This window comes from Allobosea sp. 05T439 (genome assembly GCF_056396005.1).
The window spans coordinates 161,420-183,618 of the sequence record NZ_JBFTKP010000012.1 but is presented as its reverse complement, the minus strand read 5'-3'; the positions used below and the strand labels follow the sequence as shown (position 1 = coordinate 183,618).

The following is a 22,199-nucleotide window of genomic DNA, read 5'->3' as shown; positions in this document are numbered from 1 at the left end:
GGCATACTCCCGTCCGCTCTCGCGACGGACTGCTCGCCCGGCGGCAGCAATCCGACGATAGAAGCATGACAGGATCGCGGGGCGCAGCAAGGCGCAACAGCCCTGCAGGCCCCGTCCCGACGCCCTCCTTCAGGCATGCCCATGCGTCAAGCGCATGGCAATGTCCCGCGTCGAAAGGGAGGGTTTTGGCGAACCAAATCCGGATTCCGACGTTTTCCGCTCAAGCCGCAATTGCGGTTCCTGAATGGAGGAAGCGATGTTCAAGCATTCAATCGCGCTGACGGCCGTCGGAGCTGTCATGTTTGCGACGACCGCGATCTCGCAGACCAGTGCGCCCTCATCGAACGCCCCCTCGGCAGCTCCTTCGGCTCCGGCCCCCGCCGTGGAGCGCCCCAAGCCGCCAGAGAACAACCTCGCAGGCCAGGGGAAGTGGCGTGCGTCCAAGCTGATCGGTGTCGATATCTACGGCTCCGACAAGAAGAAGGTCGGTGATGTGACGGAAGTCCTGTTCGACAAGGCAGGCAAGGTCGAGATGGTGACCGTCGGCGTCGGCGGCTTTCTTGGCATCGGATCGAAGGATGTTGCGATCCCCTTCGAACAGGTGACGTGGAGCGAAGAGCCGATGGTGGTTCCCGCTCCGGCCCCTGCCCCTGCCCCCGCAGGAGGAAGCGGCAGCACGAGCGGTCCGGCCACGGCTCCGACAGCGGCTGCGCCTGTTCCGCGTGGTCCGATGATGTACCCGGACCATGGCGTCATCAGCATGACGAAGGAACAACTCACGGCGGCACCGGCCGTGACCTATGCCAGCCGCTAATTGGCCACCAGACATCCCGGCCTGCAAAGCAGCGGGCCGGCGATCTCCAAAGTTGTTCGCCAGCTAATGGACGTTACCATCTCGACGAGCAGGCAGCTCGGAGAGAACGGGCAGGACAGCTTCCGGCAGATCATCCGCGATCAAGCCACGACCAAACCGTTCCGCGGCCTTGCCATKGAGCCAGACGGCGGCGCAGGCGGCCTGGAAGGCTGGCATGCCCTGGGCCAACAGCCCCGCGATGAGGCCGGCCAGGACATCACCGGACCCAGCCGTCGCCAAGTCCGGGCTGCCGGTCATGTTGATCGCGGCCCTTCCACCGGGCTCGGCAATGACGCTGTCCGGCCCCTTCAGGACGACGACCGCACCGGTGGCCGCCGAAGCGCGGCGCGCCCGTTCGAGCCTAGACGGAGCAGCCATCACGTCCGCAGACGAGGCAAAGAGGCGCTCGAATTCCCCTTCGTGCGGCGTAAGTACGCAAGCTGCGCCGCTCGGCCTGATCCTCGAGCCGATCGGGACGGACGTGGTTTCCGCTGCCAGCAGGGTGAGCGCGTCCGCATCGAATACCGCTGGAACACGCGAGCGCTGCGCGGCAAGGACGGCTTCCCGAGCCGTTTCGTCAAGCCCGAGTGCCGGGCCGGCGAGGACTGCGCCGAGCCGTTTCTCGGCCAGCAGAGTTTCTATATCGGCTGCCGAGGCAGCTGCCCGCTGAATCAGCGCATCCGGGCCGCGGGCGGCATGCGCGGCAAGGGCTTCGGGCCGGCACGCAATCGTCACCAGGCCGGCGCCAATGCGCAGCGCGGCACGCGCCCCGAGTCTGGGCGCGCCAACCCCTGCAAGCCCGCCCGCCAGAACGAGCACCGCGCCGCGCTTGTATTTATGGGTATCGACCGCGTGGTGCGGCCACTCGGCGCGCCATAGCGGCGGTTCGTTGCGAAAAGTTCGCGCCTCCAGGGCGCCCTTGCCAAATGCCACCTCCGCCGTGATGCCGATATCGGCAAGCGTCACCACGCCGCATAATCCACGCCCGGGATAAAGCAGATGCCCCGGCTTGAGGCGAAAGAACGTGACCGTCTCATCGGCCCTTGTGACCGCTCCATCAGCGCGTCCGGTCTCCCCCGAAAGGCCGCTGGGGACATCCACGGCGATCACCGCAGCTGCCGAGGCGTTGACACGTTGCACCACGGCGGCGACGTCGCCGGCCAGCGGCCGATCGAGGCCAGCACCGAAAAGGGCGTCGACCACGATGGCTGCCCGCTCGGGAGCGGCAGAGGAAATCGGCATGACCTCACCGGTCCAGGCCTGCGCCATCGCAAGGGCATCGCCCTTCAAGGCTTCACGGTCACCCGACAGGGCAAGCGTCACCCCGAAACCGCGCTCGCGAAGGAGACGGGCTGCGACGAACCCGTCCCCGCCATTGTTGCCAGGACCGCAGAGAACCAGAATGGCCTGTCCGGGTAGGGCCCGCCGGCTGACGGCATCGGCGACCGCCCTGCCCGCTCGCTCAATCAGGACGGGCCCCGTCGTTCCGGCCGCAATCGCAGCCCTGTCGGCGCGCGCCATCTCGGTTGGGGTCAACAGGGCAAGGGCGATCTCGTCTGCTGTGCTCATCGCGCGATCATCCGGAAGCCGGACGCTCATAGCAAGATCGGGCGCGCGGATCTCGTTTGGCTATCGATTGATCATCTGCATAAATTATGGGCGGAATATCGCCTCATCATGAGGCGATACCTGCCACGCTCCCTCATGGCGAGGCACACGCGCCGATGCTATGAGCACATACGGCGAGTGTTCGTCTGCCACGGCGGAACGCTGAACCGGCCTCCGAGCCATCGGGAAAGGCCGATTTTCAGTGCATCGACGATTGGACCGGCAGGCGGTATCGAGGAACGGACGAATATCCGTTTCCAACCACGCGCAAGGGAGGCCGGTCGGCGCATGAAGAAGATCGAAGCGATCATCAAGCCCTTCAAGCTGGATGAGGTGAAGGAGGCACTGCAGGAAGTCGGGCTGCAGGGCATCACCGTGCTCGAAGCCAAGGGATTCGGCCGCCAGAAGGGCCATACCGAGCTCTATCGCGGCGCCGAATACGTCGTCGACTTCCTGCCGAAGGTAAAGATCGAGATCGTGCTGGCCGACGAGATGGTCGAGAGCGCGATCGAAGCCATCAAGAAGGCCGCTCAGACCGGCCGGATCGGCGATGGCAAGATTTTTGTATCGTCGGTGGAGGGGGCGATCCGCATCCGCACCGGAGAGACCGGCGCGGACGCGATCTGAGGGCTTCATTCCCGAACCCGCGAAATCGGCGTCCGCCGGGCGAATACCCGCGGATCGATGAATGTTGAGAAACTGCTTTCAAGAGGAATGCTGAGATGAAGAGCGCCAAGGACGTCCTCAAGGCGATCAAGGACAATGACGTCAAGTATGTCGACTTCCGCTTCACCGACCCGCGCGGCAAGTGGCAGCACGTCACCTTCGACATCACCATGATCGATGAGGACATCTTCGCCGAGGGCACGATGTTCGACGGCTCGTCGATTGCCGGCTGGAAGGCGATCAACGAGTCCGACATGCTGCTGATGCCTGATCCGACGACGGCGGTGATGGACCCGTTCTTCTCGGCAGCGACGATGGTGATCACCTGCGACGTGCTCGAGCCCGCGACCGGCGAGCCCTATAACCGCGATCCGCGCGGCATCGCCAAGAAGGCCGAAGCCTATCTCAAGTCGACCGGTATCGGCGACACGGTCTATGTCGGCCCGGAAGCCGAATTCTTCGTCTTCGACGACGTCAAGATCTCGGCCGACCCCTACAACACCGGATTCAAGCTCGATAACGTCGAGCTGCCGATCAACGGCATGACCGATTACGAAGGCGGCAATCTCGGCCACCGCATCGCCACCAAGGGTGGCTACTTCCCCGTCCCGCCGCAGGATTCGGCGCAGGACATGCGCGGCGAGATGCTGGCAGCCATGGCGGCGATGGGCGCCAAGGTCGAGAAGCACCACCACGAGGTCGCCTCCGCCCAGCATGAGCTCGGCCTGAAGTTCGACACGCTGACCCACATGGCCGACACCATGCAGGTCTACAAGTACGCGATCCATAACGTGGCGCAGAGCTACGGCAAGACCGCGACCTTCATGCCGAAGCCGATCTACGGCGACAACGGCTCGGGCATGCACGTCCACCAGTCGATCTGGAAGGCTGGCAAGCCGATCATGGCCGGCAACAAATATGCCGACCTGTCGCAGGAGTGCCTCTGGTATATCGGCGGCATCATCAAGCACGCCAAGGCGCTGAACGCCTTCACCAACCCGTCGACGAACTCCTACAAGCGTCTCGTTCCCGGCTATGAGGCTCCGGTGCTGCTGGCCTATTCGGCCCGTAACCGTTCGGCCTCCTGCCGTATTCCGTGGACGACTTCGCCGAAGGCCAAGCGCGTCGAGGTTCGCTTCCCCGATCCGATGGCGAACCCCTATCTCGCCTTCGCCGCGCTGCTGATGGCCGGCCTCGACGGCATCGTGAACAAGATCGATCCCGGCCCGGCGATGGACAAGGATCTCTACGACCTGCCGCCGCGCGAGCTGAAGAAGATCCCGACCGTCTGCGGCTCACTGCGCGAGGCGCTCGAGGCGCTGAAGAAGGACAACGCCTTCCTCAAGGCCGGCGGCGTCTTCAACGACGACTTCATTGAGAGCTATATCGAGCTCAAGATGCAGGATGTGGCGCGTTTCGAAATGACGCCGCACCCGGTCGAGTTCGCGATGTACTACTCCTACTGAGAGCTCTGCGCCGGGAACGTCCCGGCGCAGCCGCTATCCTCCCGACCGCGGCAGATCGCGGTCCACCTGAAACGCCGGGGCGGCAACGCCCCGGCTTTTTTTCTGACAGGGCCCTCAGACGTAGCKATTATGCCCGAAGGTGACGCTGCCGACGGCCGTTGCGAGATCATTGCCGTAATCGGCCGTTCCCACGCGATTCATGGAGGTGCCGGTAAAGACGGTCGGCACGATGCCACCGAGGCTGGCACCGTTGACGATGTTTCCAGAGACAACGACGGACCGTCCGCTGTTCGTCACAGCTTCGTTCGAGACGCCAATACCGATAGCCGCGTTACGCACCAAATTCCCGGAAACCACCAGCGCGCGTGCAGCCGTATTGATGCCTGCCTGGATGCCTACCCGCGCAGCTCCGTCAATCAGGTTGCCGGAAACCACGCAGTCCTGCTCGACGACGATGCCGTTTCCGATCGTTGAAGGCGGATAGTAGCCGGGATCGGGAATCGGATTGTCGGTGACGTTGGAGATGCGGTTGCCTTCCACGATGACGCTGCGTGAAACGCCGTCGGAGAACTGGCCGGAGTTGGCGACGAGAATGCCGCTACCGACCGTGTCGAGGCTGTTGTTGGAAACGATGCAACCCGTGAGATCAATTCCGGCACCCGGCGCCTCGATGAAGATCGCCGCTTCGCGCGTGTTGTAGATATTGTTGTTGCTGACGTTGTGCAGCCCCCCGCCATTGCAGCGGATGGCGGAGAATTTGACGCTGAAGATCTTGTTATCGGTGATCGAAACGCCAACGGCCCGGAAGACGCTGACGCCATTGCCGTTTTGCCCAGTCCCGCCGCCAACCGTATCGACGCCGTTTATGAAGTTGCCCGTAATCGTCGAGCTGTCGCCGGTGATCGCGTCACGCCAGACCGCGATACCATTGTTCAACATGCCGGTAATGGTGTTGTTCAGCGCCTTGATCTGGGCGTTCTCGCTCCAGATCCCGACGGAATGGTTGCCGAAATAGCAGGACCGGAAGACCGCGCCGGACGAACTCGCGATATAGGCTCCAATGCCAGGCGAGTTCATGATCTGACAGTTATCGAACAGGACGTCCTGGGCATTGCCGGCGATTGCGATGAAGGCCGGGCGCTGAGAGACATAGTCTGTCAAGGCCCGGTTCTGGCCGTCGAAGAAAATCCCCTCGAAGCGAACCTGGTTCTGCCCTTCGATCCGAAGGAATGTATTCGCTCCTGTGAAACGCAGGACGACCGAGCCKGGCATGGCGCGAACCTGCAACGGCTTGCCGCCGCCATTCGTCGGCAGGACCGTGACGGTGCCCGAGTCATAAACACCGGGCTGAAAGAAGAGAGGCCTCMCCTGATTGCGGGCGTAGTCGAATACGGATTGGAGGTCGGTGAATGTAGTCCAGCCGGAACTCGCTGCGGCGGTGCGGGCAACCACAGCGTCGTCGAACAGGGCGTAGGATGGCATCGAATATCTCCATATCGAACATAACGAGAACGATATGGGTCAGTATTCCTATCCACGTCAAATGCACCGTGCATAACTCACGATGTCCGAGCGTAGGTGCGGCCGGGGACAGCGATGCACGGGCCCATTAAGCGTTCGGTAGAGGATTGGGGCTATGCGTCGCGATCCATGCCGTTAGGGGAGATTGCGGCGATGCTGCCGATCAAGGAAGGGCGTCTGACATATGCCGTTCAGCGCGCGCATGACCTTCTGATCAAGAAGCTCGTCCCGAGCAGCAGAAAACACCTTCCGCCCCATCCTCGGATTGCGGTGATCCCAACGGACTATCTCGGCATCTCGATCATTGGAAATGGGGTGTATGAACGTCGCGAGATCGCGTTCCTCAAAGCCCTCTTCAAAGAGAGGAACCTCGGCTCATGCATCTTCCTGGATATCGGCGCGAATATAGGAAATCATTCCATAAACTTCGCAGATTCGTTCGAGGAAGTGATATCGTTCGAACCCAATCCTCCTATCGCCTCGCTGTTGAAGACGAACGTCGTGCTTTCGCAAACGGGCAACATTCGCGTTCATGAAGTCGGCCTCGGCCAAGCAGATGCCGAGTTGAGGTTTTCCTTGCTTGAGCAGGGAAACGATGGGAGCGGCAGCTTCGCGTCTGGGCAGGGAGACCTTGTGCTGCCAGTCCGCCGGGGCGACGCATTCCTAGCTCAACGAGAGCCGGCAATTGCATCGGGTGCGAAGCGGGTCGGGTTTGTCAAATGCGACGTCGAGGGGTTCGAGGCAGATGTATTTGCGGGCCTACGGCAAACCTTCTCATCTCATCGCCCGATCGTTGCATTCGAGAGCAACGATAGCACCGCGGGCGAGGGAGCATGGGCCGAACTGAAGGCTGCTGGCTACGACACCCTGTACTCTCTGCGCGAAACTGGAGATCACCGGGGCAAGCTTGCTCAGGAGCTGAGCCGACTGACATTCGGCTATTCCTGCTGGCTCGAGGAAGTTGCCAAGGTTCCGATACGACGCTGCAATCTTGTGGCGAGCTTCGGTTCACTGATCTGAGGTTCAGCCCACGCAGCGCGCCGCCCAGGATAAGTTAACGCCGGTCAAGTGCTCGAATTCAGGACGCGTATGCCTGGCTCCCGTCTCTCTCCCACGCCCTCCGTGATCATCTTCGGCTCGGCCAAACCCGTCACCTGCGCGGTGATGGACTATGCGCGCCGACTTGCCAACGCCATCAACGCGCAGCGTCCCGGTTTTGCCACCCTTCACACGATAGAGCCCGACCAGCCCGCAGCCTTCGTCCGTGCCATCGCCGGGGCTCTGCGCGAGGACCGGATTGCACATTTTCAGCTTCCTGTCGAAGGCTGGGGGAACGCGATCCTGCCAGGTTCGGCGCTGATGCTGGCGCGGCTCTGGACGCGCAAGGGGGATACCGTCGCGACCTTGCACGAGTGGGCCTCGCTCAACCGGCTGCGCTACCTCTCGATCATCCCCGACATCCTCGCGACCGACGGCTTCATCTTCGTTTCGCAACAGCAGCGCGAGAGCTTTCTCAAGACCCCGCTGGTCGGGCCAAGGAGGAAGCTCGCTGCCCCGGTCATCCCTATCGGCCCGAACATCATGCCGGCCCAGATCGATCCGGAACGTGTCGTCGAGGAGCGGACGAAAGCACTGGGCAGCGGCACGATGCGAGCCGACATCGTCATCGGCTATTTCGGCGTGCTCTATGCGAGCAAGCGCCCGGACATGCTGCTGCGCGTCGTCAAGGCGCTGCACGAGCGTGGCATCAAGGCGCGGCTCCTAGTCTGTGGTGACTTCCTTTGGGACAAGCCCAGGGATCGCGAGGCCTTCTTTGCCCTCGCGCGCGAGCTCGGCATCATCGACTGGCTCGACTTTCGCGGCCGCATCGACGACGAGGGCGAGTTGATGGCAACGCTTTCGGCGGCTGATGTCTTCCTGCTGCCTTTCACCGACGGCATCAGCACGCGCCGCGGCAGCTTCCAAGCCGTCAGCCAGCTCGCGATCCCGCTGGTCTCGACCGAAGCCGAGCGTCGGGACGAGTTCGACCTGTCGCCCTCCCTGAAGACCAAGATCGATAGTCCAGCGACAGTGCTTTGCCGGGTCGATGCGGCGCCTGAAGAATTCGCCGACGCCATCATCGCCGCCCAGCTTCACAGGGCGGACGCGATTGGTGTCAATCTTTCCGCCTCATGGGATGAGGCGGCGCGGAGGCATCTCGCCTTCTACGACCGGCTGATCGCCGATCGTCGGGACTGACAGGCGACCGACGCTGCACTCCGCCCGCGTTTAAGCCTGTCGGTTGGCGTCCGCCTCAGCGCAAGGCGAGCGCCACGACGCCGATCAGCGCAACCGAGGCTGCGAGCCACCACAATTTGCGGCCCTGGCCGGCATCGATCGAGCGGGAGCCGGTCAGCAGCGCCATATCCTCGTAACCAAAGGATTCACCGGCAAGGCGCGCGGTGCGCTCGAGCCCGGCCATCTTCATCCCTGGAACCGACGAACGCGCGACCACGACAGCCTCCCAATTTCCCAAGTTTCCGACAGCTGCAGAGCCATTCGCAAGCTGGCGAATCTCGACCCCACCACTCTCGTTCGCGCCGGGTTAATGCGACATGAACCATCCGCCGCGACACCGTATGGCATGCTCGCGTGACACCGCTGCGACGCTCGCTCGGCTGAGGGTTCGGTGCACAGCAAGGGGTGGAGCGACGATTCTCCTGCTTGTTCGGAGCGATGTTCGTTATATGTCTGGGGAACAATCGTTGCGGCTGGCTTGAGTGCCGGCCCTGGCGACGTCCCGGATGCGCTATTCTATCAGCGCTGCGAATCAGGTGATCGGCGAACGAAATGACGGAGAATGGCGATCTTTTCGGTGAGGGCAGCGGCGAGCAGCCGCAGCGGGCGCCCGAGCCATCGCCGGTCAAGCGTGATGCGGCCGCCCCGAGCAAGCCTTCGCAGCAATCGGCCTCACCTTCCGTCCCGCGCAACGGCACCTTGTCCGAGGCCGGCTATACCGCGTCCGCCATCGAAGTCCTCGAGGGGCTCGAGCCGGTGCGCCGACGGCCAGGCATGTATATCGGCGGCACCGACGAACGCGCGCTGCATCATCTCTTCGCCGAGGTGATCGACAACGCGATGGACGAGGCGGTCGCCGGCCACGCAACCTTCATCGACGTCGAATTCTTCGAGGACGGTTCGCTGGCCGTCACCGACAACGGGCGCGGGATCCCGATCGATCCGCATCCGAAATTCCCGGACAAGTCGGCGCTCGAAGTCATMATGACAACGCTGCATKCCGGCGGAAAATTCGACTCCAAGGCCTATGAGACCTCGGGCGGCCTGCATGGCGTCGGCGTTTCCGTCGTCAATGCCCTGTCCGACCGGCTCGAGGTCGAAGTCGCGCGCGGCCAGATGCTTTATCGTCAGGTCTTTTCGCGCGGGGCCCCGCAGGGGCCGTTGGAAACCGTCGGACGCGTCGCCAACCGGCGCGGCACGAAGGTGCGTTTTCATCCCGACGCGCAGATCTTTGGCGAGGGGGCCCATTTCTCCCCTGCCCGCCTGTTCCGGATGGCACGCTCGAAGGCCTATCTTTTCGGTGGCGTGGAGATCCGCTGGCGCTGCGCTCCGGCGCTGCTGAAGCCGGAGGGTGACGTCGCCGCGGAGGCCGTCTTCCGCTTTCCCGGAGGCCTGCGCGACTATCTCGGCCGCGAGATCGAGGGCAAGGATCTGGTCGCCGAGCCGATCTTCTCCGGCAAGATCACACGGGATGGCGGCCACGGCTCGCTGGAATGGGCCGTGGCGTGGCTGGCGACCGGCGAAGACGGCTTCAGCTCGTCCTACTGCAACACCATTCCGACGCCCGAAGGCGGCACGCATGAGCAGGGCTTGCGCGTCGCGCTGCTGCGCGGCCTGCGTGACCATGCCGAGCGTATCGGTCAGTCGAAGCGCATGGCGCAAGTGACCTCCGACGACGTCATGGCGACCTGTGCCGCGATGCTGTCGGTCTTCATCCGCGAGCCTGAGTTCCAGGGCCAGACCAAGGACAAGCTTGCGACTCTGGAGGCCGCGCGCATCGTCGAGAACGCAGTGCGCGATGCTTTCGATCACTGGCTCGCCGCCGCGCCGCAGCAGGCACTGAAGCTGCTCGACTGGTCGGTCGACCGGGCCGAGGAACGCCAGCGCCGCCGGCTCGAGAAGGAAGTTTCGCGCAAGACCGCGACGCGCAAGCTTCGGCTGCCTGGAAAGCTAGCCGATTGCAGCAGCGCCGGCGCTGCAGGCTCCGAACTGTTCATCGTCGAGGGCGATTCCGCCGGCGGGTCAGCCAAACAGGCGCGCAACCGCGCGACGCAGGCGATCCTGCCGCTGCGCGGCAAGATCCTCAACGTTGCCAACGCGACCCGCGAGAAGCTGAACCAGAACCAGCAGCTTGCCGACCTGATCCTGGCACTGGGCTGCGGCATCGGCAGCCAGTTCCGCGAGGATGACCTGCGCTACGAGAAGGTCATCGTGATGACGGACGCCGATGTCGACGGCGCCCATATCGCTTCGCTGCTCGTCACCTTCTTCTGGCGCCAGACGCCGCGCCTGATCGAGAAGGGACATCTCTACCTTGCCGTGCCGCCGCTCTATCGGCTCCAGCATGGCGGCAAGAGCGTCTATGCCCGCAACGACGCCCATAAGGACGAGCTGATCGCGACCGTGTTCAAGGGCAAGAAGCCGGAGATCAGCCGGTTCAAGGGTCTGGGCGAGATGATGCCGGCGCAGCTCAAGGAAACCACGATGGACCCGGCCAAGCGCATCCTGCTCAAGGTGATGGTCGAGCACGAGGCGCGGGACGAGACCTCCGATACCGTCGAGCGGCTGATGGGCAACAAGCCGGAAGCCCGCTTCATCTTCATCCAGGAGCGCGCGGCCTTCGCCGGCGAACTGATCGACCTGTGAGGCCGGGGGCGCGGCCAGGATATTCGGGCGCGCGCTACCCTCGCATTTTTGTCGGTGAGACCATCAAAGTCGGCGGGCTGTCAGCCAGGTGTCCCGACGGCATCTTGCCGACATGCCCAACCGCAATCGCCCGCCCCCGAACACGCCGCATGATGATGCCGATGCCAGAACAGGCCCCCATGCTCAGCCATGGCCGATGATCGCATGGGGCAGCCTGCTTCCTCTCCACCTCGACGCCACGCGCTGGTTTCACCCAACTGGGACGACATCGCGATCTTCCACTCCGTCGCGGTCGGTGGGACGCTKGCCGTGGCAGCGGTCGCGCTCGGGCTGAGCGAGGCAACGGTAGCCCGTCGCCTCAAGAGTCTCGAGGCAGAGCTCGGCCTGCCGCTGTTCAGGCGCATGGCGAACCGGCTCGTTCTCACCGAGATCGGCGCAACTCTCGCCGGCGATGCCAGTGACATCGCCAATGCGGTGGAGCGCTTCAGCAACCGGACGCGTGCGGCACGCTCCGCCGATGATGCGCCTGTCCGGGTGACGGCGACGACCTCGATCAGCCTGTTCCTGACCATGCATGCGACGACGATTTCGGCCCAGGCGGGCGGCGTCGAGATCGGCATCATCAGCACGCGAGACCGGCTCGACCTGGCTCGCGGGGATGCCGATATTGCAATCCGGATGCGCCGCCCCCCGCAGGAGAGCGGCTATTTCAGCCAGAAGATCGGTCGACTGGTGCAGGCGCTCTATGCGCGCCGCGATGTCGATCCTCTGACGGCGCCCATCATTTCGGTCAGCCGTGACGTCTCCTCCCGTATCGAGGAGCACATCCTGAACTGGGCCAATGGGCGCCCGATCGCGGCCCGCGTCGGAGATTCAGCCGCGCGCTATGAGAGCATTCGCTCGGCGGGCGCCGTTTCGATGGCGCCGTGCTTCATGGCCGATTTCGACGACGCGCTGATCCGCCTCGCGCCGCCCCCGGACGAAACTGCCGACGAGATCTTTCTCGTCTCGCACGAGGTCCCCCGCCAGCGTCCGGCCGTGATGGCCGTGCTGCGGGCGCTGCAGACACTCTTTCGAGCAAACAGGACACGCTTGAATGGCATTCTGACGACCCCGGCAAGCATTCGCTAACCAAGCTTTTACTGGCGCGCGCGCAAAATGCTCATCAAGGGGCGGCATTGCGCCCCAACGATGCGGAGCGCCCCATGCGGGTCATCAAACTCTTCTTGAAAAACGAGCGCGGCAGCATGGTCGCGGATGTTGCCAAGGCTGGCGCGGCGATCGCCTTCCTTTCGGTCATCGCCGTCAATTTCGTTTCCACCCAGACGGCGCACCATCTCGACACAGAGCGCCTGAGCCAGGTCGCATCCGCAGCCTCCAAGGGCCAGATGATCGATCCGCTCGTCACCGGATCGATCCGCAAGAGCGCAAACGAAACCAGGCTCGACCCCTGCTCCGCTCCGCGCTGAGCGTCAGCCCAGCCAGCTCAGCAGCGCTTCTGTAACCGCCTGTGGCGCTTCCAGTGTCGAGAGATGGCCGCAATCGGGAATGGTGCGCAGCCGCGCATTGCCCCCGATTCCATCGGCGATCTCCCGGGCTTCCGCGACAGGCGTGATCTGGTCCTCCGCGCCAACCAGAATCATTGTCGGCACCGAGATGGCAGCAAGGCCCGGCCGAGAGTCCGGCCGCCCCATGATCGCTCTTTGCTGGCGAACAAACCCTTTTGCACCAATATCTTCTGCCATTTTCCGCACATCGAGGCGCAGTACCTCGTCGGTCAGGCGTTCCGGCGCCACGAGCTTTTGCCAGAGCAAAGTCGTGACATTGTCGAAGGCCCCTTTCTCGGCGAGAGCAATCATCTGCTCACGCGGCGCGTTGGTTTCCGGCGTCGCCGGCTTCGCGCTGGTGTCGAGCAGCGCCAGCCGCGTCACGCGCTCCGGCGCCCGGCGCATGATGTCCAAGGCGATATAGCCACCCATCGACAGACCGCAGAGCGCAAACCGCTCCGGGGCCGCCTMCAGCAGCCGAGCTGTGATGGCGGCCAGGCTATCGTCGCGGGCATGATCGGCGACGAGGACCGGCCGCCCTGGGGCAAGCGCCGGCCATTGCGGTCCATAGAGCGCCGCGGTGCAGCTCAACCCTGGAATCAGCACAAGCGGCTCGTTCATGGCAATCATACCTTCCGTTCTTGCCTAGTTTGTTGACTTTCCCGCGTTATTTCTGCATTGGACAGGGGTCCGAAGGCGCGCAGGAAAGAGAAGTCGCGCCACCGTCGCGGTTGATAGGTCGTCCCGCCACGTGTCACCGACCCTGAAGAAGCGCAACTCTCGATGTCTTTTGCCGAACTCGGCCTCAGCGATAAAGTTCTGACGGCGGTCACATCCGCAGGCTATTCCACGCCTACCCCCATCCAGGCTCAGGCCATTCCCCATGTGCTCGCGCGCCGCGATGTGCTCGGCATTGCGCAGACGGGCACGGGCAAGACCGCCGCCTTCACCTTGCCGATGCTCACCATTCTGGAGAATGGCCGGGCCAGGGCGCGGATGCCCCGCACGCTGATCCTGGAACCGACCCGCGAGCTTGCCGCGCAGGTCGAGGAGAATTTCTCGCGTTACGGCGTCAACCAGAAGCTCTCGGTCGCGCTGCTGATCGGCGGCGTCTCCTTCGGCGATCAGGACGCCAAGATCACCCGCGGCGTTGACGTACTGATCGCGACGCCTGGGCGCCTGCTCGATCACGTGGAGCGCGGCAAGTTGCTGCTGACCGGCGTCGAATTGCTAGTCATCGACGAAGCGGATCGCATGCTCGACATGGGCTTCATCCCCGACATCGAGCGCGTCTGCAAGCTTGTGCCTTTCACGAGGCAGACCCTGTTCTTCACGGCGACGATGCCGCCGGAAATCACTCGGATCAGCGAGCAGTTCCTGCATAATCCGGTGCGCATCGAGGCTTCGCGTCCCGCGACGGCAGCCACGACCATCACGCAGCGCCTGATCGCCTCCAATTCGCAGGACTATGAGAAGCGCGACACGCTGCGCAAGCTGATCCGCGACGCCAAGGACCTGCAGAACGCGATTGTCTTCTGTAACCGCAAGCGCGATGTCGCGACGCTCCATAAGTCCCTGCTGAAACATGGTTTCCCTGCCGTCGCGCTGCATGGCGACATGGACCAGTATGCCCGCATGGCCGCACTGGAATCCTTCCGTACCGGCGAGAATCCGATCCTGGTGGCGAGCGACGTCGCCGCCCGAGGGCTTGACATCCCGGCCGTCAGCCACGTCTTCAATTTCGACGTTCCGACCCATGCCGAGGACTATGTCCACCGCATCGGCCGCACCGGCCGGGCCGGCCGCCTCGGCGCAGCCTTCACGATCGTCACCCGTCACGACGACAAGCTTGTCGCCGCCGTCGAGAAGCTCACCGGCCAGCCGATTGCCTGGGAAGGCCCCGGCCTCAACGACCTGCCTCCCGGTGAACCGCGCGACGAGCGTCGCAGCCGCCGCGACGACAAGCGTTCGCCGCGTGGCGGTCGCGGGCGTCCCCTGCGGACCCCACGCGAGGAAGCCGCACCGTCGGAAGAGGCAGCGGTCGTGGAAGTCGCCGATCGTGCCCCTCAGGACACCCGCCGCCGTGGCGAGGACCGGCCGACCAAGACCCGCATTCGCCATGCCAGCGAGCAGCCTGCGCCAGCGCACTCGCGCCCACATGATCGGCGTCGGGACGAGGACGATCGCGAACCCAAGGTCAAGGGCCTGGGCGATCACGTCCCGGCCTTCCTGCTGAGGCCCGTCAAGGTCGGCTGACACCGCAGCATCAACGGTATCTTAACACCGTTCCTCCAATCTTAGTGAGTGGCTAGGGCTTCCCGCAGCCACCCTGCGGGGCGCGATTGCCGCCGTCATGACGGACAGAATGTCCCGCTTCGATTCACAATCGAGCCCGAGATGGCCGGTGTGGCCAGCGGGATCGGCTCCGGTCGGGCGATGACGATGAGCGAACAGACGCAGTCCTCCCAGTACACGTCCGACCTGCCCGACCGTGTCGTTGCGGCCATGCGCCAACATGGCTCTCCCGGCTATCCCCGCGCCTTCGAGGTCTGGTACGCACATCTGAGCGGCGAGATGCCCGCACTCAGCATGGTGATGAACGCGATCATCACCGGTAGCGAGGGTCAGGTCGGCGCTGCCGATATCGACAGCCTCTATGACCGCTTCATCAGCACCGAACGGCTCGCGCGCCAGGCCGAACGCACCAGCCTGCAGGTTCTCGGCGAGATCGACAGCCTGATGTCGCTGGTCGATCGCGCGCTGGATTCGAGCGAGCGCTATCACGGCCGCCTCAGCGCGATGTCCGACGAAGTCCCGCCCATGACCGACCGGCAGCGCTTGCGCGAATGGGTCGAAGCGCTGGTCATGTCGACCCGCGAAGAGGTGGTGCGCAAGACCCAGCTCGAGTCGCAATTGAAGGACAGCTCCAACGAGATCCGCCATCTTCGCGAGGCGCTGGAAACGACGCGGGCCGAGGCGCTGACCGATCCTCTGACCGGCCTCGCCAATCGCCGCCACTTCGAGGAGATGCTGCAGAAATCGATCGACCAGGCGACGCTGCAGCGCGAGCCCTTTGCGCTGGTCATGGCCGATATCGACTTCTTCAAGACCTTCAACGACGCACATGGCCATCTGACCGGCGATCAGGTGCTGCGCCTCGTCGCCCGCACCATGAAGGACAAATTCAAGGAGAAGGCGGTGATCTCGCGCTTCGGCGGCGAGGAATTTGCGATCATCCTGCCGGAAGCCGATATCGTCGCCGGCAAATTCGGTGCCGAGACGGTGCGCCAGGCGCTTCTCACCCGCGAGTTGATCAAGCGCTCGACCAACGAAAACCTCGGTCGGATCACCATCTCGCTGGGAGTCTCGGTCTATCGTCGAGGCGACACGGCCGGTTCACTGGTCGATCGCGCCGATCAGGCCTTGATGCAGGCCAAGCGTGACGGCCGCAACCGCACGATCACCGAAGAGGCGCTGGACACGACAAGCCGCGTGGCCTGACTCGCGCTATCCGGGGATCAGGAGCCGGTAAGCGCCGTTTCGGCGTGGGGCTTGATCTCGACCGATTCGCCGCAGCCACAGGCGGAAACCTGGTTCGGGTTGTTGAAGACGAAGGTCGAGGAGAAGCGGTCGCTCCTGAAATCCAGCTCGGTGCCGAGCAGAAAGAGCACAGCCTTGCCATCGACGACCACGGTCGCATCCTTCTCGGTGACGACCTCGTCGCCCTTATGCGCCTCACGGGCGACCTCGAAGGTGTACTCCATCCCCGCGCAGCCGCCCTTCTTGACGCCGACACGAAGGCCGAGCGCCGGCGCGTCCGGATTGTCGAGCGCCGATTGCGCCATGATCTCGCGGATACGCGTCGCAGCGGCGTCGGTCAGCGACACCACCTTCAGGCCCGGAATTGAAAACATCCTCGTCCCTCCTCGATCGGGTTCAAGGCCCGATGAAACAGGATTGCATGTCCTACATAAGGATCGGTAAGCGCAACGTCGAGGTGTTGCGGCGCAACGGCGCCATTTCATTGCGCGCATTGCATGACGGACCGGGGCATGCACTGTGACATTCTCACCAGAAGCGGCTCGAACACACATGACCTATCGCCTGCACCGCCCGGAATCGCTCCATGCCCTCGTCCGCGAGATGGTCACAAGGGCCGGCTGGACGGAGGCGCAGGCACAGGAGACGGCACACCATCTCGTGCTCGCCAATCTGAGCGGCCATGACAGCCATGGTGTCGGCATGATCCCGCTCTATTTCACCTCGCTGGCGGACGGGAACCTGAAACCGGACGCAGCGCCCGTCACGAAACTCGACAGCGCTCCCTTCCTGATCATCGACGGCCAGGTCGCGCTCGGGCAGCCCACCGCGCGCGAGGCGGTCGAACGCGCAGCCAGGATGGCGCAAGACGGTGGCGTCGCCATCGTCAATCTGCTGGACGCGCACCATATCGGCCGCATCGGCCACTATGCCGAGATCGCCGCGGAAGCCGGGCTGATCTCGTTCTTCTGGGTGAATGTCGCCGGCCGCCCGCCGATCGTCGCGCCCTATGCCGCCAAGGAAGCCCGTTTCGGCACCAATCCGCACGCCATCGGCATTCCCGTGCCTGATGGTCAGCCGATCATCCTGGATTTCGCCACCAGCCGCATGGCGCATGGCAAGGCTCGCGTCGCGCTGAACAAGGGCGTTGAGGTGCCTCCGGGCTACATCATCGATGGCGAGGGCAGGCCAACGACCGATCCCTCCCATGTCTTCCAGCACGCCATTCCGGACCTGCCGCTCGGCGCGTTGCTGCCCTTCGGCGATCACAAGGGCGCCGGCCTGTCGCTGATTGCCGAACTGCTCTCAGCCGGACTGATGGGCGCTGCCCGTATCGACGAAAAGCCACAGAGGAGCTGGATCATCAATTCGCTGTTCGGCGTGCTGATCGACCCGTCGCGGCTGGAGCCGGACGCCGCGCTCCGCAAGAGCCGGACCGAGAGCTATCTCGCGTTTGTTCGCGCCGCGAAGCCGCAGGACCCGGCCAATCCCGTGCTGGCGCCGGGCGACAAGGAGCGCGCGGTCCGCGCCGAGCGCGCTCGCGCCGGCATTCCCCTTGACGATGAGACCTGGTCGCAGATCAAGGGGGCAGCGGCGCGCTACGGGATTGATGCAGAGCAGTACTGAGCGCTCAGGCTCGCAATGGGAGCACGGGGGCGCCAATGACGCTTGATGACTACAACGCGTTCTGCGCCTCGTTGCCAGCGACGAGCCATGTCGTGCAATGGGGCGGCGCCCATGTCTGGAAGGTCGGCGGCAAGGTTTTTGCCATTGCCGGCTGGAGCGGCGGCAAGCCGCTGGCCGTCACCTTCAAATGCTCGGATATGGCCTACACCATCCTCCAGGAGCAGCCCGGCCTGCGGCCTGCCCCCTATCTCGCCTCACGGGGAATGACCTGGATCCAGCGGCAATCCGATGAGAGCATGGCCGACGATGCGCTTCGGGATTATCTCCGCGAAAGCCATCGTCTGATTGCGCTCAAACTGACAAAGACGCTGCGCCAGCAATTGGGGTTGAACGGCTAAAGTATCGGCCCGAAAAGTGGATTGCGGTTTTCGGGAAAGCCGATGCAAAGACAAAGGGTTAGATCATCGGACTGGATACGATATCCGGTCCGATGATCTAAGGCGTCGGCCCCAAACGTGGATCGTGATTTTCGGAAAAGCCGACGCGAACACAGGAGATGAGGCCATCGGACCGGATACGAGATCCGGTCCGATGATCTAAAGCTGCGCCTCGCCGCGCAGCACCGGTACGCATCCGCCGCCGACGGTCGCGCGGATGCCGTCCTCACTGCGCCGCGCCGTCAATTGCAGCAGACTCGGGCGCCCCATCTCGACGCCCTGGGTGAGTTCGAAGCGTGCACTCTCGCCATCACCAAGCGATAGCAGCAACGCTGCCAGCGTGGCACTCGCCGAACCCGTTGCCGGGTCCTCCCATGTACCGGCCAATGGCGCAAACATGCGGGCGCGGATGCTCTGCCCATTACGCACATAGAGGAAGAGCGATAACCGCTTCTCCAGCTCCGGGTGCGCTGCTTCAAGCGCCCGGAACGATGCGAGATCGGGAACGGCCCGTGACAGAGCCTCCGCCTTCACTTCGGTCAGCACGAAGCGCACGCCGACCGAGGCTTGGAGCGGCTGGTGCGACACGACCACCACATCCGAGGGGTTCAGACCGGCACAGGCGGCAATCCCGGCAACGGGGAGCGTGATGCCTGTCGAGAGCGGCTGCGGCGCAGCGATCGTGGCGCCCGTCACCGTGCCATTGGGATCTCGCTCAACCTTCACCTCGACGAGGCCCGCGATTTCCTCGAAAAGAAGCACGCCATCGCGGTCGTGGCCATGCCGCGCCAGCACACAGGCCGTACCCACGTTGGGATGGCCCGCAAAGGGCATTTCGCCGGTGCGGTGGAAGATGCGGACACGTGCGGTATGAGCCAGATCGTCTGGCGGCAGCACGAAGGTCGTCTCGCTGAGATTCATCTCCGCGGCCAAGGACTGCATCTGCGCGTCCGACATGCCGCGCGCATCGGTGAAGACGGCCAGCGGATTTCCGCCAAAGCGACGGTCCGTGAAGACATCGACGGTTTCGAAGGGGTAGGACGGCATGGCGGCTCCGATCGACGCTGGAATCCGATGGCTCAGAGGGATTCCTCTTGCCATGAATTAGGGATTTGGCAAAGTGCCAGAATGAACCCGGCTGACCTGTTCCGCGCGCTCGCCAATGAGCGCCGCCTCCAGATCCTGGATTGGCTGAAGGATCCGCGCGCGCATTTTCCGCCACAGGTCGACGGAGATCTGGTCGAGGATGGGGTTTGCGGGGTCTTCATCGCCGAGAAGCTCGGTATCAGCCAGCCGACGCTGAGCGAACACATGAAGGTTCTCGTGCGGGCACGGCTGGTGACGCCGAGGCGGATCAGGCAATGGACCTTCTACCGGCGCAATGAGGAGCGCATCTGCGCTGCCAAGGCAGCGATGCTCGCAGAGCTTTAGCTCGGCGGAGATCAGTGCTCCTTCGTGGCGGTGTCGTAGCTCAGGCTCCAGCCATTGCCCTGCAGCCAGAGCCGCGCAGAGGATTTTTCGTCGCCGCGCCTGAGGCTGCGCACGAATTCCGCATCTCCGCCGCCAAAGGCCGCCCACAGGGCCGCCTGCTCGGCCGGCGTCCCGGCAAGGGCGCCTTCAGCGCAGACGAAGGATGCCATTCCGAGCCAGGAGACGCTGAAGCCCTCGCCCTGAGGTTCAACCAGATAGCCCGCACCGCGAAAGGAATGTCGCCCTCTCCTGCCCCTTGCATCGACCGGCCCGGGCACGCCAAGCGGAAAGATCAGCCGGCCACCGGGCGCGAGGCGATCGAGCCATGCCTCGGCAGGGCGGGCGGCGGCGAAATTGACGTAGATGCAATCGACCGGCTCGCGCGGCCATTCGGCGCCGTCGCCCTTGACGACCGTGACCGAGGGCTGGTCCGACAGATTGGCGGCGGCACGCTCGGCCAATACCGGATCGTACTCGACCGCCAGCACCTGTCCCGCGGGGCCGACAAGCTGCGCCAGGATTGCCGTATAATATCCGGTGCCAGCACCGATATGGACGACGCGCTCGCCCGCACGCGGCCTCAGCGCATTCAGCCAATGGGCATGCAGGCTTGGGCTGCCGTTGTTGACGCCGCGCTCCGGCGCCAAGGCGATCAGGACATCCTGATAGACGACGGTCGGATCACTGGATGTCAGGATCGCATAGCTGCCGCCGCGCGACATATGCCATGGCGGCGGGCCGATGAAGCACTCGCGCGCGACTGCCGCAAAGGCGCTCTCGAGCGCAGGATTATCGGCGACGCCGACGCTGGCGAGCATCTGCCGGGCATATGCGCGCCGCGCGATCGCGAGCTCCCGCTCGTTCGTCCTGCGCTGTCCCCGCACGGAAGCCCGCCTGCCCTTGTCACCACATGTCGAGCGCTACTCTGGCCTCGTCCGACATCCGGGACTGGTCCCAGGGCGGATCGAAGGTCATGCTCACCGTCACCGCAGCGACGCCGGGCACGGCGCTCACCGCGTTCTCGACCCAGCCGGGCATCTCGCCGGCAACCGGGCACCCTGGCGCGGTCAGAGTCATGTCGATCGCGACCTGGCGGTCATCGGCGATATCGACCCGGTAGATCAGGCCGAGCTCATAGATGTCAGCCGGAATCTCCGGATCGTAGACCGTCTTCAGCGCTGCAACGATATCGTCGGTGAGACGATCGATCTCCTCCGGCGGCAGGCCCGAGCTCGCGCCCATGCTGGGGGCGTTCGGCTTCAGCTCTTCGGTGGCGCTCTCACTCATCACAACAATCCCGTTCAGGCGAAAAGGCTCTCGGCCTTCCGCAACGCCTCGACCAGATGGTCGACTTCTTCCAGCGTATTGTAGAGGCCGAAAGAAGCCCTGCAGGTCGACGTCACTCCATATCGGGCCAGAAGCGGCATCGCGCAATGGGTACCGGCCCTGACTGCGACACCTGCGCGGTCGATCACGGTCGCAACGTCATGCGCATGCGCGCCCTTCAACTCGAAGGAGACGATCGCACCCTTGTTCGCAGCCCTGCCGAATATCCGGATCGAGTTCATCTCGCCGAGCCGCTGCATGGCATAGCTGGTGAGCTTGGCCTCGTGGGCGGCGATATTCTCGCGCCCCAGCGCCATCATGTAGTCGAGCGCGGCACCAAGCCCCACGGCCTCGACGATCGCCGGCGTCCCCGCCTCGAAGCGATGCGGAGGGTCGTTATAGGTGATCGCGTCCTCGCTGACGGTGACGATCATCTCGCCGCCGCCCTCATAGGGGGGCAGCTTTTCCAGCCATTCGCGCTTGCCCCAGAGGACGCCGGAGCCAGTCGGTCCATAGGTCTTGTGGCCGGTGAAGCAGTAGAAATCGCAGCCGAGGGTCTGCACGTCGACCGGCAGATGCACCGCGCTCTGGCTGCCATCCACGACCAGCGGAATCCGATAGGCCTGACAGATGGCAGCAACCTCGGCGATCGGAACGATCGTGCCGATCGCATTCGACATATGGGTCAGTGCCACGATCTTGGTGCGCGGCGAGATCAGCTTCTCGAATTCCTCGATGAGGAAATTGCCGTCCTCGTCGATCGGCGCCCATTTGATCACCGCCCCATGCCGCTCGCGCCAATAGTGCCAGGGCACGATGTTGGAATGGTGCTCCAGGATCGAGAGAATGATCTCGTCGCCCTCCTGGATGCCGAGATGGCGCCCGAGAGACGAGGCAACGAGATTCAGCGCGCCGGTCGAGGACCGGGTGAAGATGATCTCTTCGAGATGGGCGGCATTTAGGAAGCGGCGCGCGCTTTCGCGCGCCGCCTCATAGGCCTCAGTCGACGCGTTGGCGAGGTAGTGCAGCCCGCGATGGACATTGGCATAGTCCTCGCGCATCAGCCGGCTCATCGCATCGATGACGACATTCGGCTTTTGCGCCGAGGCCGCATTGTCGAGATAGACCAGCGGCTTGCCGTAGACCTCCCGGCTCAGGATCGGGAAATCCCGGCGGATCGCCGCAACGTCATAAGGCTTCACCGGCGCATTCATGG

22 protein-coding genes are annotated in these 22,199 nt (G+C 64.0%); 13 read left to right on the top strand and 9 right to left on the bottom strand.

Features of this window, described 5'->3' with window-relative positions; genetic code table 11:
- The first annotated feature begins 256 nt into the window (after nucleotides 1-256).
- Nucleotides 257-814, top strand: a complete 558-nt coding sequence (locus AC1DIO_RS16455) for a PRC-barrel domain-containing protein (RefSeq protein ID WP_476775390.1) — start codon at nucleotides 257-259, stop codon at nucleotides 812-814.
- Nucleotides 815-877: 63 nt separating this feature from the next.
- Here the strand turns inward: AC1DIO_RS16455 and AC1DIO_RS16450 are convergent, their stop codons facing one another.
- Nucleotides 878-2,422: an NAD(P)H-hydrate dehydratase gene (locus AC1DIO_RS16450; protein WP_476853702.1), complete on the bottom strand. Its 1,545-nt coding sequence runs from the start codon at nucleotides 2,420-2,422 to the stop codon at nucleotides 878-880.
- A gap of 327 nt (nucleotides 2,423-2,749) precedes the next feature.
- Between AC1DIO_RS16450 and AC1DIO_RS16445 the strand changes: the two genes are divergently transcribed.
- Together AC1DIO_RS16445 and glnA are read left to right on the top strand one after the other, a co-directional pair.
- Nucleotides 2,750-3,088, top strand: coding sequence for a P-II family nitrogen regulator (locus tag AC1DIO_RS16445; RefSeq protein WP_113518708.1), 339 nt, complete (start codon nucleotides 2,750-2,752; stop codon nucleotides 3,086-3,088).
- A 95-nt stretch (nucleotides 3,089-3,183) separates the two neighbouring features.
- Complete coding sequence (gene glnA / locus AC1DIO_RS16440; protein ID WP_441491770.1) at nucleotides 3,184-4,593, top strand: type I glutamate--ammonia ligase; 1,410 nt, start codon at nucleotides 3,184-3,186, stop codon at nucleotides 4,591-4,593.
- Between the two features lie 114 nt (nucleotides 4,594-4,707).
- Here the strand turns inward: glnA and AC1DIO_RS16435 are convergent, their stop codons facing one another.
- A complete protein-coding gene (locus AC1DIO_RS16435) occupies nucleotides 4,708-6,075 on the bottom strand; it encodes a TIGR03808 family TAT-translocated repetitive protein (RefSeq protein ID WP_476853701.1) in 1,368 nt (455 codons plus the stop codon).
- Between the two features lie 192 nt (nucleotides 6,076-6,267).
- Here AC1DIO_RS16435 and AC1DIO_RS16430 point away from each other — a divergent pair, with 192 nt between their 5' ends.
- Both AC1DIO_RS16430 and AC1DIO_RS16425 read left to right on the top strand, forming a co-directional pair.
- The gene (locus AC1DIO_RS16430) at nucleotides 6,268-7,134 is read left to right on the top strand and encodes an FkbM family methyltransferase (RefSeq protein WP_441505575.1); all 867 of its coding nucleotides are present in this window, start codon (nucleotides 6,268-6,270) and stop codon (nucleotides 7,132-7,134) included.
- 69 nt (nucleotides 7,135-7,203) lie between these two features.
- A complete protein-coding gene (locus tag AC1DIO_RS16425) occupies nucleotides 7,204-8,352 on the top strand; it encodes a glycosyltransferase (RefSeq protein WP_476775393.1) in 1,149 nt (382 codons plus the stop codon).
- A gap of 55 nt (nucleotides 8,353-8,407) precedes the next feature.
- Here the strand turns inward: AC1DIO_RS16425 and AC1DIO_RS16420 are convergent, their stop codons facing one another.
- Nucleotides 8,408-8,608: a hypothetical protein gene (locus tag AC1DIO_RS16420; protein ID WP_162768477.1), complete on the bottom strand. Its 201-nt coding sequence runs from the start codon at nucleotides 8,606-8,608 to the stop codon at nucleotides 8,408-8,410.
- Between the two features lie 335 nt (nucleotides 8,609-8,943).
- On the opposite strand from AC1DIO_RS16420, the gene parE reads away from it, so the two are divergent.
- The 3 genes from parE to AC1DIO_RS16405 all read left to right on the top strand — a co-directional run bounded on the left by parE (nucleotide 8,944) and on the right by AC1DIO_RS16405 (nucleotide 12,506).
- The gene (parE, locus tag AC1DIO_RS16415) at nucleotides 8,944-11,037 is read left to right on the top strand and encodes a DNA topoisomerase IV subunit B (protein WP_476853700.1); all 2,094 of its coding nucleotides are present in this window, start codon (nucleotides 8,944-8,946) and stop codon (nucleotides 11,035-11,037) included.
- A gap of 204 nt (nucleotides 11,038-11,241) precedes the next feature.
- Nucleotides 11,242-12,168 carry a LysR family transcriptional regulator gene (locus AC1DIO_RS16410; protein WP_441491776.1) on the top strand — a complete coding sequence of 309 codons (927 nt, stop codon included), beginning with the start codon at nucleotides 11,242-11,244 and terminating at the stop codon, nucleotides 12,166-12,168.
- 74 nt (nucleotides 12,169-12,242) lie between these two features.
- Complete coding sequence (locus tag AC1DIO_RS16405) at nucleotides 12,243-12,506, top strand: hypothetical protein (RefSeq protein ID WP_441491777.1); 264 nt, start codon at nucleotides 12,243-12,245, stop codon at nucleotides 12,504-12,506.
- A 3-nt stretch (nucleotides 12,507-12,509) separates the two neighbouring features.
- Here the strand turns inward: AC1DIO_RS16405 and AC1DIO_RS16400 are convergent, their stop codons facing one another.
- On the bottom strand, nucleotides 12,510-13,205 hold the full coding sequence (locus tag AC1DIO_RS16400) for an alpha/beta fold hydrolase (RefSeq protein ID WP_476853699.1): 696 nt from the start codon (nucleotides 13,203-13,205) through the stop codon (nucleotides 12,510-12,512).
- Between the two features lie 162 nt (nucleotides 13,206-13,367).
- On the opposite strand from AC1DIO_RS16400, the gene AC1DIO_RS16395 reads away from it, so the two are divergent.
- Complete coding sequence (locus AC1DIO_RS16395; protein WP_441491779.1) at nucleotides 13,368-14,840, top strand: DEAD/DEAH box helicase; 1,473 nt, start codon at nucleotides 13,368-13,370, stop codon at nucleotides 14,838-14,840.
- Between the two features lie 186 nt (nucleotides 14,841-15,026).
- Nucleotides 15,027-16,085 (top strand): GGDEF domain-containing protein, encoded by a 1,059-nt coding sequence (locus tag AC1DIO_RS16390; protein ID WP_441491780.1) that lies wholly within the window; start codon nucleotides 15,027-15,029, stop codon nucleotides 16,083-16,085.
- A gap of 17 nt (nucleotides 16,086-16,102) precedes the next feature.
- Here AC1DIO_RS16390 and AC1DIO_RS16385 read toward each other — a convergent pair whose 3' ends face one another.
- Nucleotides 16,103-16,498, bottom strand: a complete 396-nt coding sequence (locus tag AC1DIO_RS16385; protein WP_441491781.1) for a HesB/IscA family protein — start codon at nucleotides 16,496-16,498, stop codon at nucleotides 16,103-16,105.
- A gap of 178 nt (nucleotides 16,499-16,676) precedes the next feature.
- Here AC1DIO_RS16385 and AC1DIO_RS16380 point away from each other — a divergent pair, with 178 nt between their 5' ends.
- The gene (locus AC1DIO_RS16380) at nucleotides 16,677-17,750 is read left to right on the top strand and encodes a malate/lactate/ureidoglycolate dehydrogenase (protein WP_476853698.1); all 1,074 of its coding nucleotides are present in this window, start codon (nucleotides 16,677-16,679) and stop codon (nucleotides 17,748-17,750) included.
- A gap of 35 nt (nucleotides 17,751-17,785) precedes the next feature.
- The gene (locus AC1DIO_RS16375) at nucleotides 17,786-18,148 is read left to right on the top strand and encodes an MmcQ/YjbR family DNA-binding protein (RefSeq protein WP_441491783.1); all 363 of its coding nucleotides are present in this window, start codon (nucleotides 17,786-17,788) and stop codon (nucleotides 18,146-18,148) included.
- 198 nt (nucleotides 18,149-18,346) lie between these two features.
- On the opposite strand, the gene AC1DIO_RS16370 is transcribed toward AC1DIO_RS16375, so the two are convergent.
- Nucleotides 18,347-19,234, bottom strand: a complete 888-nt coding sequence (locus AC1DIO_RS16370) for a PhzF family phenazine biosynthesis protein (protein WP_441491784.1) — start codon at nucleotides 19,232-19,234, stop codon at nucleotides 18,347-18,349.
- An 81-nt stretch (nucleotides 19,235-19,315) separates the two neighbouring features.
- Between AC1DIO_RS16370 and AC1DIO_RS16365 the strand changes: the two genes are divergently transcribed.
- A complete protein-coding gene (locus tag AC1DIO_RS16365) occupies nucleotides 19,316-19,618 on the top strand; it encodes an ArsR/SmtB family transcription factor (protein ID WP_441491785.1) in 303 nt (100 codons plus the stop codon).
- Between the two features lie 11 nt (nucleotides 19,619-19,629).
- On the opposite strand, the gene AC1DIO_RS16360 is transcribed toward AC1DIO_RS16365, so the two are convergent.
- From AC1DIO_RS16360 to AC1DIO_RS16350, 3 genes are read right to left on the bottom strand one after another with little or no spacing between them, the layout of a single operon-like run.
- Nucleotides 19,630-20,541 (bottom strand): protein-L-isoaspartate O-methyltransferase family protein, encoded by a 912-nt coding sequence (locus tag AC1DIO_RS16360; protein WP_476832331.1) that lies wholly within the window; start codon nucleotides 20,539-20,541, stop codon nucleotides 19,630-19,632.
- A gap of 19 nt (nucleotides 20,542-20,560) precedes the next feature.
- Nucleotides 20,561-20,944 (bottom strand): SUF system Fe-S cluster assembly protein, encoded by a 384-nt coding sequence (locus tag AC1DIO_RS16355; RefSeq protein WP_441491787.1) that lies wholly within the window; start codon nucleotides 20,942-20,944, stop codon nucleotides 20,561-20,563.
- Nucleotides 20,945-20,958: 14 nt separating this feature from the next.
- Nucleotides 20,959-22,197 carry a cysteine desulfurase gene (locus AC1DIO_RS16350; RefSeq protein ID WP_441491788.1) on the bottom strand — a complete coding sequence of 413 codons (1,239 nt, stop codon included), beginning with the start codon at nucleotides 22,195-22,197 and terminating at the stop codon, nucleotides 20,959-20,961.
- Between the last annotated feature and the right edge of the window lie 2 nt (nucleotides 22,198-22,199).

Coding starts and splice junctions, on each gene's coding strand:
- AC1DIO_RS16455 (WP_476775390.1), top strand. CDS start 257: ATGTTCAAGCATTCAATCGCGCTGACGGCCGTCGGAGCTGTCATGTTT.
- AC1DIO_RS16445 (WP_113518708.1), top strand. CDS start 2,750: ATGAAGAAGATCGAAGCGATCATCAAGCCCTTCAAGCTGGATGAGGTG.
- glnA (WP_441491770.1), top strand. CDS start 3,184: ATGAAGAGCGCCAAGGACGTCCTCAAGGCGATCAAGGACAATGACGTC.
- AC1DIO_RS16430 (WP_441505575.1), top strand. CDS start 6,268: ATGCTGCCGATCAAGGAAGGGCGTCTGACATATGCCGTTCAGCGCGCG.
- AC1DIO_RS16425 (WP_476775393.1), top strand. CDS start 7,204: ATGCCTGGCTCCCGTCTCTCTCCCACGCCCTCCGTGATCATCTTCGGC.
- AC1DIO_RS16405 (WP_441491777.1), top strand. CDS start 12,243: ATGCGGGTCATCAAACTCTTCTTGAAAAACGAGCGCGGCAGCATGGTC.
- AC1DIO_RS16395 (WP_441491779.1), top strand. CDS start 13,368: ATGTCTTTTGCCGAACTCGGCCTCAGCGATAAAGTTCTGACGGCGGTC.
- AC1DIO_RS16390 (WP_441491780.1), top strand. CDS start 15,027: ATGAGCGAACAGACGCAGTCCTCCCAGTACACGTCCGACCTGCCCGAC.
- AC1DIO_RS16385 (WP_441491781.1), bottom strand. CDS start 16,498: ATGTTTTCAATTCCGGGCCTGAAGGTGGTGTCGCTGACCGACGCCGCT.
- AC1DIO_RS16380 (WP_476853698.1), top strand. CDS start 16,677: ATGACCTATCGCCTGCACCGCCCGGAATCGCTCCATGCCCTCGTCCGC.
- AC1DIO_RS16375 (WP_441491783.1), top strand. CDS start 17,786: ATGACGCTTGATGACTACAACGCGTTCTGCGCCTCGTTGCCAGCGACG.
- AC1DIO_RS16370 (WP_441491784.1), bottom strand. CDS start 19,234: ATGCCGTCCTACCCCTTCGAAACCGTCGATGTCTTCACGGACCGTCGC.
- AC1DIO_RS16365 (WP_441491785.1), top strand. CDS start 19,316: ATGAACCCGGCTGACCTGTTCCGCGCGCTCGCCAATGAGCGCCGCCTC.
- AC1DIO_RS16355 (WP_441491787.1), bottom strand. CDS start 20,944: ATGAGTGAGAGCGCCACCGAAGAGCTGAAGCCGAACGCCCCCAGCATG.
- AC1DIO_RS16350 (WP_441491788.1), bottom strand. CDS start 22,197: ATGAATGCGCCGGTGAAGCCTTATGACGTTGCGGCGATCCGCCGGGAT.